The sequence below is a fragment of the Actinomyces oricola genome, assembly GCF_004104015.1.
Lineage (GTDB): Bacteria > Actinomycetota > Actinomycetes > Actinomycetales > Actinomycetaceae > Actinomyces > Actinomyces oricola.
In genome coordinates this window covers 36023-51908 of the sequence record NZ_RYFV01000024.1, presented here as the reverse complement: position 1 = coordinate 51908, position 15886 = coordinate 36023, and the positions used below count along the sequence as shown (strand labels likewise).

14 protein-coding genes are annotated in these 15886 nt (G+C 69.7%); 6 read left to right on the top strand and 8 right to left on the bottom strand.

What is annotated here, in order from left to right; genetic code table 11:
* Nucleotides 1-143: 143 nt before the first annotated feature.
* Nucleotides 144-551, bottom strand: a complete 408-nt coding sequence (locus EUC46_RS09810; RefSeq protein WP_128773979.1) for a phage holin family protein — start codon at nt 549-551, stop codon at nt 144-146.
* Nucleotides 552-598: 47 nt separating this feature from the next.
* Here EUC46_RS09810 and hisC point away from each other — a divergent pair, with 47 nt between their 5' ends.
* A complete protein-coding gene (gene hisC, locus EUC46_RS09805; RefSeq protein ID WP_421701667.1) occupies nt 599-1687 on the top strand; it encodes a histidinol-phosphate transaminase in 1089 nt (362 codons plus the stop codon).
* Nucleotides 1688-1691: 4 nt separating this feature from the next.
* Here hisC and EUC46_RS09800 read toward each other — a convergent pair whose 3' ends face one another.
* Entirely contained in the window at nt 1692-2825 is a 1134-nt protein-coding gene (locus EUC46_RS09800; RefSeq protein WP_206645960.1) for a YwiC-like family protein, read from the bottom strand.
* Nucleotides 2826-3080: 255 nt separating this feature from the next.
* Complete coding sequence (gene pgm, locus EUC46_RS09795; protein ID WP_128773977.1) at nt 3081-4763, bottom strand: phosphoglucomutase (alpha-D-glucose-1,6-bisphosphate-dependent); 1683 nt, start codon at nt 4761-4763, stop codon at nt 3081-3083.
* Nucleotides 4764-5182: 419 nt separating this feature from the next.
* On the opposite strand from pgm, the gene EUC46_RS09790 reads away from it, so the two are divergent.
* Both EUC46_RS09790 and EUC46_RS09785 read left to right on the top strand, forming a co-directional pair.
* The gene (locus EUC46_RS09790) at nt 5183-5578 is read left to right on the top strand and encodes a RidA family protein (protein ID WP_128773976.1); all 396 of its coding nucleotides are present in this window, start codon (nt 5183-5185) and stop codon (nt 5576-5578) included.
* A gap of 131 nt (nt 5579-5709) precedes the next feature.
* Nucleotides 5710-6579 (top strand): DUF5926 family protein, encoded by an 870-nt coding sequence (locus EUC46_RS09785; protein ID WP_128773975.1) that lies wholly within the window; start codon nt 5710-5712, stop codon nt 6577-6579.
* A gap of 146 nt (nt 6580-6725) precedes the next feature.
* Here EUC46_RS09785 and EUC46_RS09780 read toward each other — a convergent pair whose 3' ends face one another.
* From EUC46_RS09780 to EUC46_RS09770, 3 genes are all read right to left on the bottom strand, one after another.
* Nucleotides 6726-7313: an NAD(P)H-dependent oxidoreductase gene (locus tag EUC46_RS09780; protein ID WP_128773974.1), complete on the bottom strand. Its 588-nt coding sequence runs from the start codon at nt 7311-7313 to the stop codon at nt 6726-6728.
* A 393-nt stretch (nt 7314-7706) separates the two neighbouring features.
* Entirely contained in the window at nt 7707-8765 is a 1059-nt protein-coding gene (locus tag EUC46_RS09775; protein ID WP_128773973.1) for an ABC transporter permease, read from the bottom strand.
* Nucleotides 8762-9745, bottom strand: a complete 984-nt coding sequence (locus EUC46_RS09770) for an ABC transporter ATP-binding protein (protein WP_128773972.1) — start codon at nt 9743-9745, stop codon at nt 8762-8764. The genes EUC46_RS09775 and EUC46_RS09770 overlap by 4 nt, the downstream gene beginning before the upstream one ends.
* Before the next feature lie 453 nt (nt 9746-10198).
* Here EUC46_RS09770 and EUC46_RS09765 point away from each other — a divergent pair, with 453 nt between their 5' ends.
* From EUC46_RS09765 to EUC46_RS09755, 3 genes are all read left to right on the top strand, one after another.
* Nucleotides 10199-11890, top strand: coding sequence for an aspartate kinase (locus EUC46_RS09765; protein ID WP_128773971.1), 1692 nt, complete (start codon nt 10199-10201; stop codon nt 11888-11890).
* Complete coding sequence (locus EUC46_RS09760; RefSeq protein ID WP_128773970.1) at nt 11887-12972, top strand: aspartate-semialdehyde dehydrogenase; 1086 nt, start codon at nt 11887-11889, stop codon at nt 12970-12972. Before EUC46_RS09765 ends, EUC46_RS09760 begins: the two co-directional genes overlap by 4 nt.
* 144 nt (nt 12973-13116) lie before the next feature.
* The gene (locus tag EUC46_RS09755; RefSeq protein ID WP_206645959.1) at nt 13117-13812 is read left to right on the top strand and encodes a GNAT family N-acetyltransferase; all 696 of its coding nucleotides are present in this window, start codon (nt 13117-13119) and stop codon (nt 13810-13812) included.
* On the opposite strand, the gene EUC46_RS09750 is transcribed toward EUC46_RS09755, so the two are convergent.
* Together EUC46_RS09750 and EUC46_RS09745 are read right to left on the bottom strand one after the other, a co-directional pair.
* On the bottom strand, nt 13726-14502 hold the full coding sequence (locus tag EUC46_RS09750; protein ID WP_128773969.1) for a hypothetical protein: 777 nt from the start codon (nt 14500-14502) through the stop codon (nt 13726-13728). The genes EUC46_RS09755 and EUC46_RS09750 overlap by 87 nt on opposite strands.
* 84 nt (nt 14503-14586) lie before the next feature.
* Entirely contained in the window at nt 14587-15846 is a 1260-nt protein-coding gene (locus EUC46_RS09745; protein WP_128773968.1) for an ATP-binding protein, read from the bottom strand.
* Between the last annotated feature and the right edge of the window lie 40 nt (nt 15847-15886).

The following is a 15886-nucleotide window of genomic DNA, read 5'->3' as shown; positions in this document are numbered from 1 at the left end:
AACACGACACCCCCGAGCAGACCTACACCGCGTTCACCGACTACATCACCAGCCGCACCTTCGACTACGACTTCGAACACCTACCAACAATACGGCCCGACAACGATCTTGTTTAAAGCCGGCCATAACTGTCCTTTCGCCCTTTAACTGTCCTTGGGGCGGAACACCGACACAATGATTGCCGAGACCACTGACACGATCACCGAGCCGGCAATGGCCGAACCGAACGAGGACACCTCCAGGCCCAGGGCCACCGAGCCGCCGGCGCCAAGAGCATCCAGGTGGTCGGTCAGCCACCCGGCCAGGGTGAGCATCGCCCCATTGACCACCAGGGCGAACAGCCCGAACGTCAGTACGTAGACGGGGAAGGCCACGATCTTGGCCACCGGCTTGACCAGGGTGTTCACCACGGCCAGCACTGTCCCCAGCACAATGAGATTAATCCACAGGTGGGCGGCCGTGCCCTCCCCGGGCACGCTCAGGCCGGACAGGACACGGGTCGCCAGCCACAGACCGGCCGCGTTCCCCAGGCATCGAACAACGAGTTCCATAAGACGCATCCTGCCCGGAGAACCTGAGAGGTGCCAGGATGAGGGCCATGAGCACCGGCAGCACCGTCCGTATCCGCCACGCCGTCCAGACCCTGCCCGCCTATGTGCCCGGGGCCCGCCCCGGCACCGAGCAGGTCGCCAAGCTTTCCAGCAATGAACTGCCCTGGCCCACCCAGGAGCCGGTGGCGCGCGCTATTGCCCAAGCGGCCGCCGGCGTCAACCGCTACCCCGAGATGACCGGGGAGAGCCTCCTCGCCGCGCTCGCCCAGCATTACGGGGTCGGCGCCGAGCAGGTCGTCGTCGGGGGCGGCTCGGTGGCCCTCATCCAGCACGCTCTGGACGCCGTGTGCAATGAGGGCGACAACGTGGTCATGCCCTGGCGCTCCTTCGAGGCCTACCCCATCTGCGTGGCCGTGGCCGGGGCCAACGCCATCACCGTGCCGCTGACGCCACAGGGCCGCCACGACGTGCCCGCCATGCTCTCCGCCATCACCCCGCGCACCCGTGCGGTCATGGCCTGCACCCCCAACAATCCCACCGGACCCGCCCTGAGGGCCCACGAGCTCAAGGCCCTGGCCGACGGCGTCCCGCCCGAGGTGCTGCTGCTCGTCGACGAGGCCTACCTGGACTTCGTCACTGACGCGGCCGTCTCCAGCGCCTTGGACCTGCTGGGCGAGCACCCCAATCTGGTGGTTTCCCGCACCTTCTCCAAGGCCCACGCCCTGGCCGGCATGCGGGTGGGTTATCTCGTGGGGGAACCGGGAGTCCTCGGCGCCATCCGTGCGGTGGCCACCCCCTTCGGCGTCAGCCTGCCCGCCCAGGCCGCCGCGCTGGCCGCCCTGGAACCGCAGGCCCTGGCCGAGACGGCGCGGCGCTGCGCCGTCGTCGTCTCCGAACGCGACCGAGTGACGACGACGCTGCGAGCCCAGGGCTGGGAGGTTCCCGACGCTCAGGGCAACTTCTTCTGGCTGGGCGTCGGCGAGCAGGCCCTGGCCCTGGCCGCCCACTTCAATGCCGCCGGCATCCTGGTGCGGCCCTTCGCCGGGGAGGGCGTGCGCATCTCGATCGGCACCCGGGAGGAGAACAACCGGGTCATCGCCGCCGCAGCCGCCTGGTCGGGGGTCCGCGAATCCTAGGCGCCTAGTGGGGGGCGATGGTAATGAGGAAGGCCAGGCAGAACACGATCTCAAGGACCCCCATGGTCCCCGGGCGCAAGGGCCGGCTGCGGGCGCGCACCAGGCGCCACTGCCAGATGGGCATGGCGCAGGAGCGCACCGCCAGCAGCACCCACAGCACCGCATGCGGCCAGGGCAGCAGCCCGGACGAGGCCAACCACAGGCTCGCCCCCGCCACCGCGGCGTGCACCGCCACCGTCCCCGCCAGCAGCCTGTAGTTGAAGCGCTCGCGGATCATTGACTTAATGTAGGGGACCGTCCCGCAGAAGTAGGCGGCCGTCAGGGCGGTGACCAGCCACATCCACGGCCAGCCGCTCAACTCCCCGTTCGGGCTCGCACCGGGCAGGCCCTGCGCATCGCCCAGGCCCAGGAATCCGCCCGCACCGCCGACGGCCAGGGAGTAGGTGACGGCCGACATGAGGCTCGCGGCCGCCGTCGTGGCCAGACCTGAGGCCAGGGAGCGCTCCTTGCCCCGCCACACCTGGTGCGCGGCAATGGCGAGGAGAGGCGCCAGCGGCACGGCCCACTGCAGCAGGTAGGGGGCCACCAGCACCGTGATCAGCCCCAGTGCCGCCGTCCCCGCCGAGTACATGCCCAGTGGCAGCAGCAGGACCGCCCGCTTGCGGGCGCTGCGGGTGCGCAACCACTGCGACCACGCCCAGTAGGCGAGGTAGGCGCCCCACCAGGCGGGCAGGAACAACAGGTTCACCCAGCTGAAGCCGCCCACCACCCAGCCGACCATGGGCGGCAGCACCAGCATTGACCAGGCGCCGTGCTGGTTGGGCACCCAGGCGCGCCGCCCGGGCTGGCGACGAATCTGCTCCTGGGTGGGTTGGGGCGCCGCCCGTTTGCGGCCGGTGGCGAGCATAATGTCGTCCTCGGGTCCGGGACGGGACTGCTGGGAGGGGATGGCGCCCTGCCGGCCGGCGCCGGTGGCCGGGTCCGACCTGCTGTCCGGCGTCGCCCCCTCCCGGCCGGTGTCGGAGTCGGTGGGGGCGGCTTCACCGGAGTCATCCGGGCCCGCCGAGGTGGCCGGTTCCTCGGCGCGGATGTGCTCGACGTTGCGGTCGGAGGGGCGGGATGGACGGGATTGACTCACATTGGTCAGCCTAGTCGGGCCGGGCGCTCCCGCGCCGGGCAGAGGCGGGGGGCGCAGCCGCGTCGACGATACACATTGCCCCCGGATCCGCAGTGCGGACCCGGGGGCAACGCCGGGCAGGCGACCTGGGTGGACAGGTTGCCGCCACGGGCCACGGCCGGCCGTCGCGGGGCTAGGTGGCACGCCCCGCGGCAGCCGCGCCGAGGTCAGCTGCTGAGGAGTGGAGGTCGCACACCCCTCACCAGTTGCATGGGGTCAGCTGCCGAGGGCGGCGGCGACGACCTTCTTGGCCTCCTCCTGGACCAGTGCCAGGTGCTCGGCGCCCTTGAAGGACTCGGCGTAGATCTTGTAGACGTCCTCAGTGCCCGAGGGGCGGGCCGCGAACCAGGCGTCCTCGGTGGTGACCTTGAGGCCGCCAACCGGAGCGTCATTGCCGGGGGCGCGCACCAGGCGCTCCTTAATCTCCTCGCCGGCGAGTTCGGTGGCGGTCACGTCCTCGGGGGCCAGGGCCGCAAGCTTGGCCTTCTCCGCCTTGGTGGCGGCGGCGTCAATGCGGGCGTAGGCGCTGGCGCCGAAGCGCTTGACCTGCTCCTCGTGCAGGGCCGACGGCGACTTGCCGGTCACGGCAATGATCTCGGAGGCCAGGAGCGCCAGAATAATGCCGTCCTTGTCCGTGGTCCACACGGTGCCGTCCTTGCGCAGGAAGGAGGCGCCGGCGCTCTCCTCGCCGCCGAAGCCGACCGAACCGTCCAGCAGACCGGGCACGAAGTGCTTGAAGCCCACGGGGACCTCGACCAGGCGGCGGCCCATGGCGGCGACGACGCGGTCAATGAGGCTGGAGGAGACCAGGGTCTTGCCCACGGCGCAGTCCTCGCCCCAGCCGGGACGGTGGGTGAACAGGTACTCAATGGCCACCGCCAGGAAGTGGTTGGGGTTCATGAGCCCGCCGTCGGGGGTGACAATGCCGTGCCGGTCGGAGTCGGCGTCGTTGCCCGTGGCGACGTCGTAGGGGGTCTTGCCACTGGCGTCAGGGGTCATCTTCTCGCGCAGGGAGGCCATGGCGTTGGGCGAGGAGCAGTCCATGCGGATCTTGCCGTCCCAGTCCAGGGTCATGAAGGACCAGGCCGGGTCGACCTTGGGGTTGACGACAGTCAGCTCCAGGCCGTACCGCTCGCCAATGGCCCCCCAGTAGTCCACTGAGGCCCCGCCCAGCGGGTCGGCGCCAATGCGCACGCCGGCCTTGCGGATGGCCTCCATGTCCACGACGTTCTCCAGGTCGGAGATGTAGGTCTCAAGGTAGTCGTGCTTAATGACCAGGGGGCCGTCGAGGGCTTCGGCGATGGGGACGCGGGGGATGTTCCTCCATTCCCCGGCCAGCAGCTCATTGGCGCGGTTGGCGATCCAGCCGGTGGCGTCCGAACCGGCCGGGCCGCCGTGCGGCGGGTTGTACTTGAAACCGCCGTCGCGGGGCGGGTTGTGGGACGGGGTGACCACAATGCCGTCAGCCAGGCCCTTCCCGGTGGTACGCACACCCTCAGGGGTCTTGGCGCCGTTGGCCAGAAGAATCGAGTGAGACACCGCCGGCGTGGGGGTGTAGGAGCCGCGGGCGTCGACTGCTGTGGGGACCCCGGCGCCGACAAGCACCTCGATGGCGGTGCGCCAAGCCGGCTCGGACAGGGCGTGGGTGTCGCGGCCGATGTAGAGGACGCCGTCAGTGCCCTGGGCGCGGCGGTACTCGACAATGGCTGCTGTCGTGGCCACGATGTGGGCCTCGTTGAAGGCCGTGTCCAAGGAGGCGCCGCGGTGCCCGGAGGTCCCGAACACCACCTTCTGGGCCGCAATAGCCGGATCGGGGACAAGGTCGTAGTAGGCGGAAATGACCTCGTCGACGTCGATGAGGTCCTCTGGCTGAGCTGGGAGTCCTGCGCGTGCGTGCATGAGGGCAGTGTGTCATGCACCACTGCCCCTCGGGGTCGTATTCCGCTGAGCGAAACACGAATGTTGTCCCTTGCGGACCGCACTTCTCCGGTTCAGAGCCGACTTTCTGCCGAATTCTCCAGGGCCACGGCTAGGACGTTGGTCCGCCGCCCTTGTTGCGGCTCGGCCCGCTGCGCCCGCCGCGCAGCAAGACGGCGAGCGGTTCAGCCGGTGGGGCGCCCCGGGCGGCGACTGCGGGCCTGTTGCCGGTGCCGGCCGCGGCCGCCTCCCCGTGCCGCAGGCGCGAGCGCACAGTGAGACGTTCCGCAACAACATGGTGGCGCCGCCTCCCCGTGCCGCAGGCGCGAGCGCGCCGCGGGCCCGGCGGGCTCTAGTCTGGCCGGGTCGCAACAGTCGGTTCAACCGTGAAGGAGTCGCACATGCCCACCGCCATTCGTACCGCTCATGCTCCTGCCGCCGTCGGCCCCTACTCCCAGGGCGTCAGCACCGGGGAGGGCTCGGGCTCCCTCGTCTTCGTCTCCGGGCAGGTGGCGTTGGATCCCGCCACCGGGGCGCTCGTCGACGGCGGCGTCCAGGCCCAAGCCGAGCAGGCCCTGACCAATGTCGGGGCCATCCTGGCTGAGGCGGGCCTGGGCATGGACGACGTCGTCAAGACCACGGTGCTGTTGGCGGACATTGCCGACTTCGCCGCCGTCAACGAGGTCTACGCCCGTTTCTTCACCGGTGGAGTGCTTCCTGCGCGCGCTGCTTTTGGCGTGGCCGCCCTGCCCCTGGGCGCTGAGGTTGAGATTGAGGCCATTGCCGTGCGGCCCTGAGGGGTTGCCGTGCGCCCCTGAGGGGGCGTGCGGCCCGGGGGTCGAACCGCGGCGGGGCGGCTCCGGGTCGGCCGCGCTGGGGAGGCGGGCCCTGCTCCTGGGCGCCCGACGTCGCCGGTAGGCTGACCGGCATGTCGAAGAAGAAGCGCCAGGCGCGCCGCAAGACGACGACCCGGGTCAAGAGGCAGAGGATCGAGTTCGTCGCCCGCCCCTTCGAAGGCCTCCCCAACGAGCGGGGCCTGGTGGCAATGACGCAGATTATCCCCGCAGCCACCGCCACTGCCCGTCTCACTCAGGACCGCGGCGGGCGCGAGGTCCAGATTGTCACTCTCCTGCCCGACCTCGCTCAGGGCATGAGGCGTGCCGACGGCGAGGTGCTGGTGGCCCTGCAGACCACCATGCACTCCGGGGACGCCTCCCGTGATGTGGCTGCTGCGCTCCTGTCCGCCCTGGAGCTTCCCGACGCCGCCGGCCTGGTCAAGGACGGCCTGCCCGAGCCCGGCCCCCGCCTCCAGGACATTCTTGACCCGTCGGTGGTCCCCGAGGTCAATGTGCGCGACTCCTTCGACTTCTGGCTCGACGCCCAGCGGGCGCAGGACCCCGAGGCCCGCAAGGCCATTGAGGATACCAAGGGCGAGATCGTTCCTACGCGTCCCGTGCCGGGGGTCGAGCACGCCTACTGGTGCCGTATGAACGGCAAGGAGTACGTGCGCTGGGTGCGTGGCGAGGACGAGGACGACTTCTTCGACGCCCTGGCCCGTGTTCACGCCGCCCGGGAATCCGACCTGGAGGAGGGCGCCCGATTCATCGGGGCCTTCCGCGCCTGCGGCCTGGCCATCCCCGTGTGGGAGCTGGTGCCCGGCACTGAGGCCGAGGAGCTCAGCGGCCCGCTGCAGGCCATGGAGGAGCGGCTGGATGCCGCCCTGGCGCAGACGGCCCCTCTGGACGCCGCCGCGCGCCGTGCCAAGGCCGGGATCGTCTCCCGTCAGGTGAGTCTGTAGGCGCTCGGCCGACGAGCCTCCCTCCAACCCTCCCCTCCAACCCTCCTCTCCAACGAAATCCTCACCGCACAACGTCCATGGACGTTGTGCGGTGAGGATTTCGTTGGAGAGGAGGAGGGGCGGGGATGGGCGCCGTCGTCGGCGTGTCAGGGGCGGGCGAGGCGGGCGACCCTCTTCAGGTGCTTGTTGTGACGGCGCTTGCCGCCCTTGTCGACCTTCCCGAAGTTCACCCAACGGCGCCTGCGTATGCCGAGCTGGCGCAGGGTGGTGCCCAGGAAGACCTTTTCAATGGCGTTCCCGCAGCGTCGACGCAGGTGCCGGGTGGGAGATGTCGAGGTTGACAGGTACAGGACCTCGCGAATATGTCCCAACTTGCCGCGCACGCCCCTGACAGTGATCTTATAAGCCCAACCCTGCTTCATCACCTTCTCCACAAAACCGTTGAGGATGGACGGCGCGCCGGACCACCACACGGGGGCGATAATGATGAGGCGCGTGGCGGTGTCGAGCAGATCCTGGTAGCGGGTGACCAGCGTGTCGAGCGTGCCGCCCTCGTGGAATAGGGCCAACTCCTCCGGGGTGTAGCGCGGGTCGAAGCCGTCGGCGTAGAGGTCAATGACGTCGTAGGGCCGGGACTTGCGGTCCAAAGAGTCAGTGACCGCTTGCAGCACGGCGTGATTGAAGGAGCCGGGGGATGGGTGGGCGTAGATGATGAGTGTGTGGGGGCGGGTCATGGCTGGCCTCCGATCGTGAGGAGTCGTGCGGGGCTGAGGGTGCGTCGGCGGCTCGTGTCGAGCAGGCGCCTCATCATGAAGGTCAGCATGACATTAAAGACCCGTCGCCGTCCGCCCCAGGCCCCGGCAGGACGGTGTCGCCATCCTGTGATGGTGAAATGCTGAAGGCGTTAATGTTCCGCGCCGACCGGGCCCGACGGCGTTCGTCGAGTATAGCGCGTACGCCAATGGCAGGGTCGGCGCGGTCGGCGCGGTCGGCGGGGACAGCGCGGTCGGCGCGGCCAGCAGGGCTCAGGGCCGGTGCAGCCGGCTGACAGGGGTGAGCAGCAGGACCGGTGCAGCCGGCGCGGCCGGCGGAGGCCCGGGCGGCCGCGCCGGTCACGGGAGGTCAATTCAGGCCAGGCGCACTCCCCGGGGCAGGGGGCCCACAGGCACGCGCAGGCGGCGTGCCGCCGTCCACACGCCCCCGACCCCCAGCAGGGCCAAGCCCAGAAGCGTTATTGGCCAGAAGGCAGGGTGCGTTGGCCGCGCCTTGAGGTAGTCAATGTCTGTGTCCGGCTGGTTGTAACTGCAGCCGTCATGGATCACGTGGGCCGGTGGGGTGTCGCGTATGGTGTCAATGGACGTGCCCAGCATCTCCAGGGGTGAGTAGTTCCAGTAGAGGGAGTCGACATTGCGCGGGGCCCGAACCGCCACGTCGCTCAGGGCCACAAAGGGGTTGGGGATGAGCTGCCACCAGATGAGGTCGGTGCGCACGGCCATGTCCGTGCGGTTCATCTCGGTGCACGTCGATTGATCTTCCTCCCCCGGCAGGAGGGTCTCTGGGTAGCGCACCGTCACCTGCTGCTCAAAGCGCGCCGGGATTGTCGACATGCCGGTGACCATGGGTGTTCCCACAACCAAGAACGTCACCACAAGGTAGGTCAGAACCGCCGAGGCAGAAGTCCTGGCCGTCATGGCCGACAACCCCAGGCCAATCGCGCACACAACCCCCAGGACCACCAGAAGCACCAGCAGATTCACCGGCAGTCGCACCCATGTCGACCCGCCCAATGCCGTAAGCAGAATCAGGAAAGGCGCGGCCGTGACCAAGAAGGCCAGGCTCGCCGCCCACGCCGCCAGGAGCTTGCCGACGGCGATCTCCCAACTGTTCAAGGCCGTCGCCTGGAGAAGGGCGAGGGTGGCGTCCGCGCGGTCACCGTTGATGGACATGGCTGACAGTGTTGGCGCCACCACCAGTCCAATGGCCAGAACGAAGCAGAGGATGAGGTCGTGGATGGTGGGTATCGCGTCTGGGATGCTGCCCTCGAAGGCCGCCACTAAACCCAGCATGCCCACGGTGATGATGAGGAGCACCACCGCCCACACGATCAGGGCCGCCCTCCAACGGGTCGCCCGCACCCGCTGCCGCAACTCCAGCACCATGACGGTGCGCACGCCCGACCATCTCATCGTCGCTCCTCCTCCAATGCCAGGTAGGTCTGCTCCAGCACTCCCGGCACGGGCGCGAAGGAGCAGACCTCTACCCCCGCCTCCAAGGCCTCGCGCAGCAGCTGCGCCGCCGCGCTGTCATCGGGGACCGCCAGACGTACGCCGTCGCCGGGCGACGTGGGTGCGGCCAGGGTCCGCTCGGCCGCCCACGTCCGCAGCCTCTCATCGTTCAGGGCCCGCATTCGCCACATAGTGCGCACCGGCGCGGGAGACGACGGCTCGGACGGCTCGGACGGCTCGGCTGCTGCCGGGCCGTCCCGGTGCGGCGTTGCGGTCGGGGAGGGAGCCCGGTCGCCGGGCGCGCTCACGGTGCGACCGCGCGCCACGAAGACGACGCCGTCGACCATTTCCTCCAGCTCGGACAGGACGTGGCTGGAGACCAGGACAGTCGTCCCCTGGTCCGCCAGGCCGCGCAGCAGGGTCCGCATGTCGGAGCGCGAACGCGGGTCCATGCCTGCGGCGGGCTCATCGAGCAGCAGCACTGACGGGGAGTGGATCAGGGCGCGGGCCAGTCCCAGGCGCTGCTTCTGCCCGCGCGAGAGCACCCGTGCCGGGGCATCGGCCATGTCCGTTAAGTGGACTGCCTCCAGAACCTCGTGGGTGCGCTCCCGGACAGAGGCGGCGCCCAAGCCCTGGGCGGCAGCGAAAGTCGAAAGGATCTCGGTGCAGGTCAGGGAATCCCAGGTGCCGAAGGCGTCGGGCATCCACCCCACCGCCAGGTGCACCTCGCGGGGCTGGGTGACCGGATCGAGGCCCGCCACGCGGATGGTGCCGGAGTCGGGGCGCAGCAAGGCCGCCAGCATGAGCAGGAGCGTGGTCTTCCCCGCCCCATTGGGGCCCACCAGGCCGGTGATGCTCCCAGCCGGCACGGACATGCTCATCCGCGACACCGCCAGTGTTCCCCTGAAGGACCGGCTCACCTCACTGACTTCGACGCTCATGGGCCCATGCTATGAGGCGTTGCTTTACCTGAGGAACCATGAGGGGCCAGGGTGTTGCGGCAGGCGGCGGGCCGTGCTCCCCATGCGAAGGGGCGCAGGCGCGTCCACGGGCGGGCAGCGGCGACGGTCGCCCCTGCTCCCCATGCGCTCCCCATGCCGGTCCGGCCCCCGACGCCGTCCTGCCGAGTCCGGTCCACGGGACCAGTCACACCGGCGCCGTCGTCCACCCGGGCCCGGCGCCGTCATGGTCCACCCCTGCCTCGCGCACCACCCGGCGCCGTCGTCCGCCTGGGCCCGGCGCCGTCATCCCACGAAAGGAGATTCACAGTGTTCGTCCTTCTGACACGCCGTATGCTGGCGCCAACGCCACGCCGCCGTGGGCCGGAGCCCACTTAAGCGCCCCGCCCACCTCAGGTGCGGCACGTGCTGGCCGCGAGGTGAGGAGCACCCCACATGGCATTGGTCGTGCAGAAGTACGGCGGGTCGTCCGTCAGCGACATTGAGGCGATGCGTCGCGTCGCCAAGCGGGTCGTCGCCACCCGTGAGGCTGGGAATACGGTCGTCGTCGTCGTCTCGGCCATGGGGGACACCACCGATGATCTCCTTGATATGGCGGACGCCATTACCTCCAACGCCCCCGGCCGTGAGATGGATATCCTCCTGTCCGCCGGCGAGCGCATTTCCATGGCCCTGCTGGCCATGGCCATTACCGAGCTCGGCGTACCGGCCCGCGCCTACACCGGGGCGCAGGCCGGGGTCCTCACCGATTCCAGGTACGGGCGCGCCTCTATTGTCGGGGTCCTGCCCGAACGCATTGCCCGCGCCATCCAGGTGGGCGCAGTCGCCATTGTCGCCGGCTTCCAGGGCCTCAACGAGGTTGAGGATGTCACCACTTTAGGGCGCGGCGGCTCAGACACCACCGCCGTCGCCCTGGCCGCCGCCCTCAACGCCGACGTGTGCGAGATCTACACCGACGTCGACGGTCTATTCACCGCCGACCCGCGCATTGTGCCCACCGCCAGGCGGGTGGAGGCCCTTTCCAGTGAGGAGACCCTGGAGTTGGCTGCTCACGGCGCCAAGATCCTGCACTTGCGGGCCGTGGAGTACGCCCGTCGCTTCGGGGTGCCCCTCCACGTGCGCTCCTCCTTCTCAGACAAGACCGGCACCTGGATCTACGACGGCTCCCGCGCCGGCGCCTTCGTCCCGCCGTTCATCCCCGCCTTGGCCGACGACGCCGAACTTCTCGCCACACCGGCCCCGTCCGCGGCGCCCATTGCCTCCCCCGCCTCCCCGCCGTCTACCGCGTCCGTTATCCCGACTGCTCCCGCTCCAACGGCGGCCGCCGTGGCCCCGGCTGCGGCCGCCCCGGCCGTGGTTCCAGCCGTGGTCGACTCGCCCGCCGCGGTTCCAGCTGCGGCCGGGGCGGCCGTGCCCGCTCCAATCCCAGCCACCGCCGTGGAGGTGCCGGAGGGCCAGCGCCCGGTCGACGATGCTGTCACCGGTCTGGTCGTGGCCCCCGTCGGAGCCCAAGCCCCCACCTCGCAGAGCGTGGATGCCGCCCACCGCCGCGCCATTAGCAGCCGGGCCCAGGCCCGCCCCCGTTCGTCCGCCAAGGAGGACACCGTGGAAGCCCCCGTCATCTCCGGCATCGCCCACGACCGCAGCCAAGACAAGATCACGCTCGTTGGCGTACCCGACATCCCGGGCGCGGCCGCCCGCATCTTCGCGATTGTCGCCAGCACTGACACCAATATCGACATGATTGTCCAGGATGTCTCCGCCGAGGGCACGGGCCTGACCAACATCTCCTTCACTTGCCCTGACGGCGACTCCGCCGCCGCCCGCACCGCCCTGGAGGCCGCCCAGACCGAGCTCGGTTTCCGCTCCCTGCACTTCAACCCCGACATTGGCAAGCTCTCCCTGGTGGGCGCCGGCATGCGCTCCAACCCGGGCGTGTCCGCCCGGCTCTTCAACGCCCTGAGCGAGGCCGGGGTCAATATCCACATGATCTCCACTTCCGAGATCCGCATCTCGGTGGTGGTCGACGACACCGTGCTCGACGAGGCCGTGCGTGCCGTCCACACCGCTTTCGGCCTCGACGCCTCCACCACCGAGGCGGTCGTCTACGGAGGGACTGGCCGATGAGTAGCACCGTGGTCAATGAATACGCAGGGCCCGACGACGGCGTTGTTGTCGCTGTTGTGGGCGCCACCGGCCAGGTGGGGCGCGTTATGCGCGAGATGCTCGCCGAACGCGACTTCCCGGCGCGCACCATGCGCTTCTTCTCCTCGGCCCGCTCCGCCGGGACCGTGGTGGACTTCCGCGGCGCCCGGGTGGAGGTTGAGGATGTGGCCACCGCCGACTTGGGCGGCATTGACGTGGCCATCTTCTCCGCCGGCGGGGCCGCCTCGAAGGAGTACGCCCCGCGTTTCGCGGCCGCCGGCGCCGTCGTCGTGGACAACTCCTCCGCGTGGCGCCAGGACCCGCAGGTCCCGCTCGTGGTTTCCGAGGTCAACCCTCACGCCCTGCGCGAGCGCCCCAAGGGGATTGTTGCCAACCCCAACTGCACCACCATGGCGGCCATGCCCGCCCTCAAGGCGCTCCACAAGGAGGCCGGGCTCGTCCGGCTCATCGTGTCGACCTACCAGGCGGTCTCCGGCTCGGGGCGGGCCGGAGTAGCGGAGCTGGCGAGCCAGGTGCGCGCGACGGCCGACCAGAACCTGGAGGCGCTCGCCCTTGACGGACGCGCTGTGGAGTTCCCGGCCCCCGAGGTCTACGCGGACACGATTGCTTTCAACGCCGTCGCCTGGGCCGGGGACGGCGTCGACGACGGCTCCGGGGAGACCAACGAGGAGCAGAAGCTGCGCAACGAGTCCCGCAAGATCCTGGAGATCCCCGATCTGCTGGTGTCGGGCACCTGCGTGCGCATCCCCGTCTTCTCCGGTCACGGCTTGAGCGTCAATGCGGAGTTCGCTCGCGAGATCTCCGTGGAGCGCGCCCGCGAGCTGCTGGAGGCGGCCCCGGGCGTGACCCTCCAAGACCTGCCCAGCCCCTTGAAGGCCGCCGGGCGCGACGGCACCTTCGTGGGCCGCCTGCGCGCCGACCAGGCTGTCGCCCCCGGGCACGGCCTGCAGTTCTTCGCCGTGGGGGACAACCTGCGCAAGGGTGCGGCCCTCAACGCCGTCGAGCTGGCCGAACTCGTGGCCGCCGAGATTCGCGCCGACTGACCGGGCCCCCCAACGAAATCCTCACAGCACAACATCCCGGGACGTTGTGCTGTGAGGATTTCGTTGGAGGGTGCCGTCTATCGTGTCCACGGGGCGCCTTCGTAGCGGCCCCTGCTGCGCTTCGTCTTGCGAAAGGACCTTGCCGTGCCCCAGGCCTCCAGCAATCATTCGGCCGGGTTGACCTCCCGTCCCGTGACCCCCTTGCTGCCCGAGTACGACCAGGTCAAGGACCTCTACCGGCGCGCCTTCCCGGAGTCGGAGCGCGAGCCCTGGTGGACACTCATGGGGCTCTCAATACACCCCGGCAATGCTTTTCGCGCCTGGTTCGACGGTGAGGTCCTGGCCGGGATGACCTACACGATGGCCAGTAAAACAGCACTGCTCGCCCTCTACCTGGCCGTCAATGACGCAGTGCGATCACGTGGATACGGCACCAGGATCCTGTCCATCCTGCGCAAAATCGCTGGGCCGCGCCCGCTCCTGGTGGAGATCGAGCCCGTGGACGACGACGCCCCGAACGCCGAGCAGCGCCGTCGCCGCCTCGCCTTTTACGAGCGCGCAGGCCTGCGCCTGACAGGGTTCACCCTCCAGGAGGGCACTGAGTGCTATTCGATTATGACCAGCGCAGGCTCCTTCGATCCGTTGGCCTACCAGCGGCTCCTCAGTCGGGCGGGCCTGGCGCTGCGGCCGATCACCGTCACCAGGACCCGGGCGTTGCCGGCACCGACGACGGCGCCCCCTCGGCCCCCGGTCTCAGGCGGGTGTGCGGGGGCGGGCGCTGGAGGGCGCGAGGATGAGCGCCAGGCACACGGCGAGGGTGAGCGTCTGCCAGGCCGTTGAGTTCAGGACCTGCCGGTAGGCTGCGTTGAGGGGCGTCGAGTGGGGGTCGAGCCGCATCATGGTCACCACGGCGACCGTGGACATGATCGGGCCCAGTGGGCACAGGATGGCCGTCAGGGACAGCACGGCGCCCACGGACGGGAGCAGGAACACGTCCCCCCGCCCGGTGCCGCCCCTACCCACCGTGCTCAAGGTCTGGGCGAATACCCCACCGACCACCAGGCCGGCACTCAGACCAGGGAACATGCGCCCCGGGAGGAACGGGTTCTCCAGGGCGAAGGGCGGGGGCCCACCCGGCCAGTCGTCCCGTTTCCCCTGCTCCAGGATTGTGCACACCACCGCGTGCCCGAGTAGCACCCCTCCGGCCAGTGCGGACAGGACGGCCAGATCGCCCAGGACGGCGGAGCTGCCCCGGACGTTGCTGACACCGCGGGCCAACACCGCCTCGACGCACGCCACCAGGGTCAGCGCCGCCCCGCTGCTTGCGGCGACACGGGCGCTGCGCCACACCAGGAGCGACAGGACGATTGCCGCGACCACTCCGCCGACAGTGGTTGCGTTGACGACGATCGCGGCGTGGCGGCTTTGCTCGAAGTCGTCGATCGTCCCGGTGCCGCCCACCACGAGCAGGCCGGCGACGACGAGGGCGCTGGGGGTGCGCAAGGCCTTCCACGGACTGGGCTGGGACATCTCAGGGACTTCCTCGAGTGAGACGGCCCACATCCTATCGTGGGGGCCACAGCCGAGCTGCGGGGCTGAGGGGTACCGCCGGCCTCACTGCCACAGCACGGAGACGGGCAGGCCCCACAACCCGGGCGCGTAGCGCAGTGGCGCGTCCAGGGGAGCCAGGACGATACCCGCGCGCAGTCGCTCACCCAGGCGCTCCCGGAGGAAGTCCAGCCCGGTGAAGTGGCGTGCGGTCAGGGACCGGGCACTCTTGACCTCCAGGGCGATGGCTGAGCCGTCGGTCAGCTCGATAACAACATCGACCTCCTTGCCGGATCGGTCGCGCCAGTGGAAGAGGCGGTAGTCGGTGTCGGCCCACTCCTGCTGGGCTCGTAGCTCGCCGACGACGAAGCCCTCCAGGAGGGATCCCAGGGCCTTCGCTCCGGCCACGACGTTGTTGAGGACGGCGGAGGTGATGCCCATGAGGCGGGCGGCCAGGCCGGAGTCCGCGACCAGGACCTTGGGGCGGCCGATCTCTCGCGTGGTCAGGTTCGGTGACCATGGGCACAGGGTCTCCACCAGGTAAAGGCGGCTCAGCGCGTCAAGATACGCCGTCACCGAGGACGCTGGCAGAGCACCCTCCTGTGCCAGGCGTGCCTTGACGAGCTCGCCGGACTGATTGGCGGCGAGGAGCCGCAGCACGGCCTCCAGGCGCCCCGGGTTGAGGCGGCTGCCGCCCTCGACGGCGTCGACCCGCAGGAGGTGGTTGGCGTAGTCGCTGAGCCAGCGGCTGCGAAGGCGAGGGCTGGCGTTGCGGATCGCCGGGTAGCCTCCGCGGACGACCCGCTCTATGAGCTCGTGGCGATCAATGGCAGGGGCGTCGTGCAGGGAGTCAAGGTCGGTGCCTGCAGCGAGGAGACGGTCCACGAAGGTGGTGGGCGCGGAGCCGTCAGCCTCCGCCTGACTCAGCGGGAACATGCGCAGACCCATGGCGCGGCCGGCCAGGGAGTCCTTGTCCCCGCGTACCCGAGCGAGGTCGGAGGAACCGGTGAGGATGAAACGACCAGGCCTGCGATCACGGTCCACCGAGGCCTTGACAGCGATCGTCAGCTCAGGCACACGCTGAATCTCGTCAATGATGAGTGTGCGGTCGGGCGCCTGGTCGACGAAACCGCGAGGGTCGCGCCGGGCAGCAGCAAAGGCGCCTGGGTCGTCCAGGGTGATGGCTGTGGCGGGACGTGAGGCGGCCAGCATCTGCGCCAGTGTCGACTTGCCGACCTGCCTGGCACCCTCCAGCGTCAGGACGGGAGAGAAATCGAGAATCTCCTGCGCGCGAGGCTCCAGGGCGCGAGGGAGGAGTGTGCTCATAGGGCGATGGTACCCGCTTGACCAGATCTGCTCGTAGATT

Excerpts from the sequence above, each read along its gene's own strand:
- EUC46_RS09810 (WP_128773979.1), bottom strand. The coding sequence starts at position 551 with ATGGAACTCGTTGTTCGATGCCTGGGGAACGCGGCCGGTCTGTGGCTG.
- hisC (WP_421701667.1), top strand. The coding sequence starts at position 599 with ATGAGCACCGGCAGCACCGTCCGTATCCGCCACGCCGTCCAGACCCTG.
- pgm (WP_128773977.1), bottom strand. The coding sequence starts at position 4,763 with ATGCACGCACGCGCAGGACTCCCAGCTCAGCCAGAGGACCTCATCGAC.
- EUC46_RS09790 (WP_128773976.1), top strand. The coding sequence starts at position 5,183 with ATGCCCACCGCCATTCGTACCGCTCATGCTCCTGCCGCCGTCGGCCCC.
- EUC46_RS09785 (WP_128773975.1), top strand. The coding sequence starts at position 5,710 with ATGTCGAAGAAGAAGCGCCAGGCGCGCCGCAAGACGACGACCCGGGTC.
- EUC46_RS09780 (WP_128773974.1), bottom strand. The coding sequence starts at position 7,313 with ATGACCCGCCCCCACACACTCATCATCTACGCCCACCCATCCCCCGGC.
- EUC46_RS09775 (WP_128773973.1), bottom strand. The coding sequence starts at position 8,765 with ATGAGATGGTCGGGCGTGCGCACCGTCATGGTGCTGGAGTTGCGGCAG.
- EUC46_RS09770 (WP_128773972.1), bottom strand. The coding sequence starts at position 9,745 with ATGAGCGTCGAAGTCAGTGAGGTGAGCCGGTCCTTCAGGGGAACACTG.
- EUC46_RS09765 (WP_128773971.1), top strand. The coding sequence starts at position 10,199 with ATGGCATTGGTCGTGCAGAAGTACGGCGGGTCGTCCGTCAGCGACATT.
- EUC46_RS09760 (WP_128773970.1), top strand. The coding sequence starts at position 11,887 with ATGAGTAGCACCGTGGTCAATGAATACGCAGGGCCCGACGACGGCGTT.
- EUC46_RS09750 (WP_128773969.1), bottom strand. The coding sequence starts at position 14,502 with ATGTCCCAGCCCAGTCCGTGGAAGGCCTTGCGCACCCCCAGCGCCCTC.
- EUC46_RS09745 (WP_128773968.1), bottom strand. The coding sequence starts at position 15,846 with ATGAGCACACTCCTCCCTCGCGCCCTGGAGCCTCGCGCGCAGGAGATT.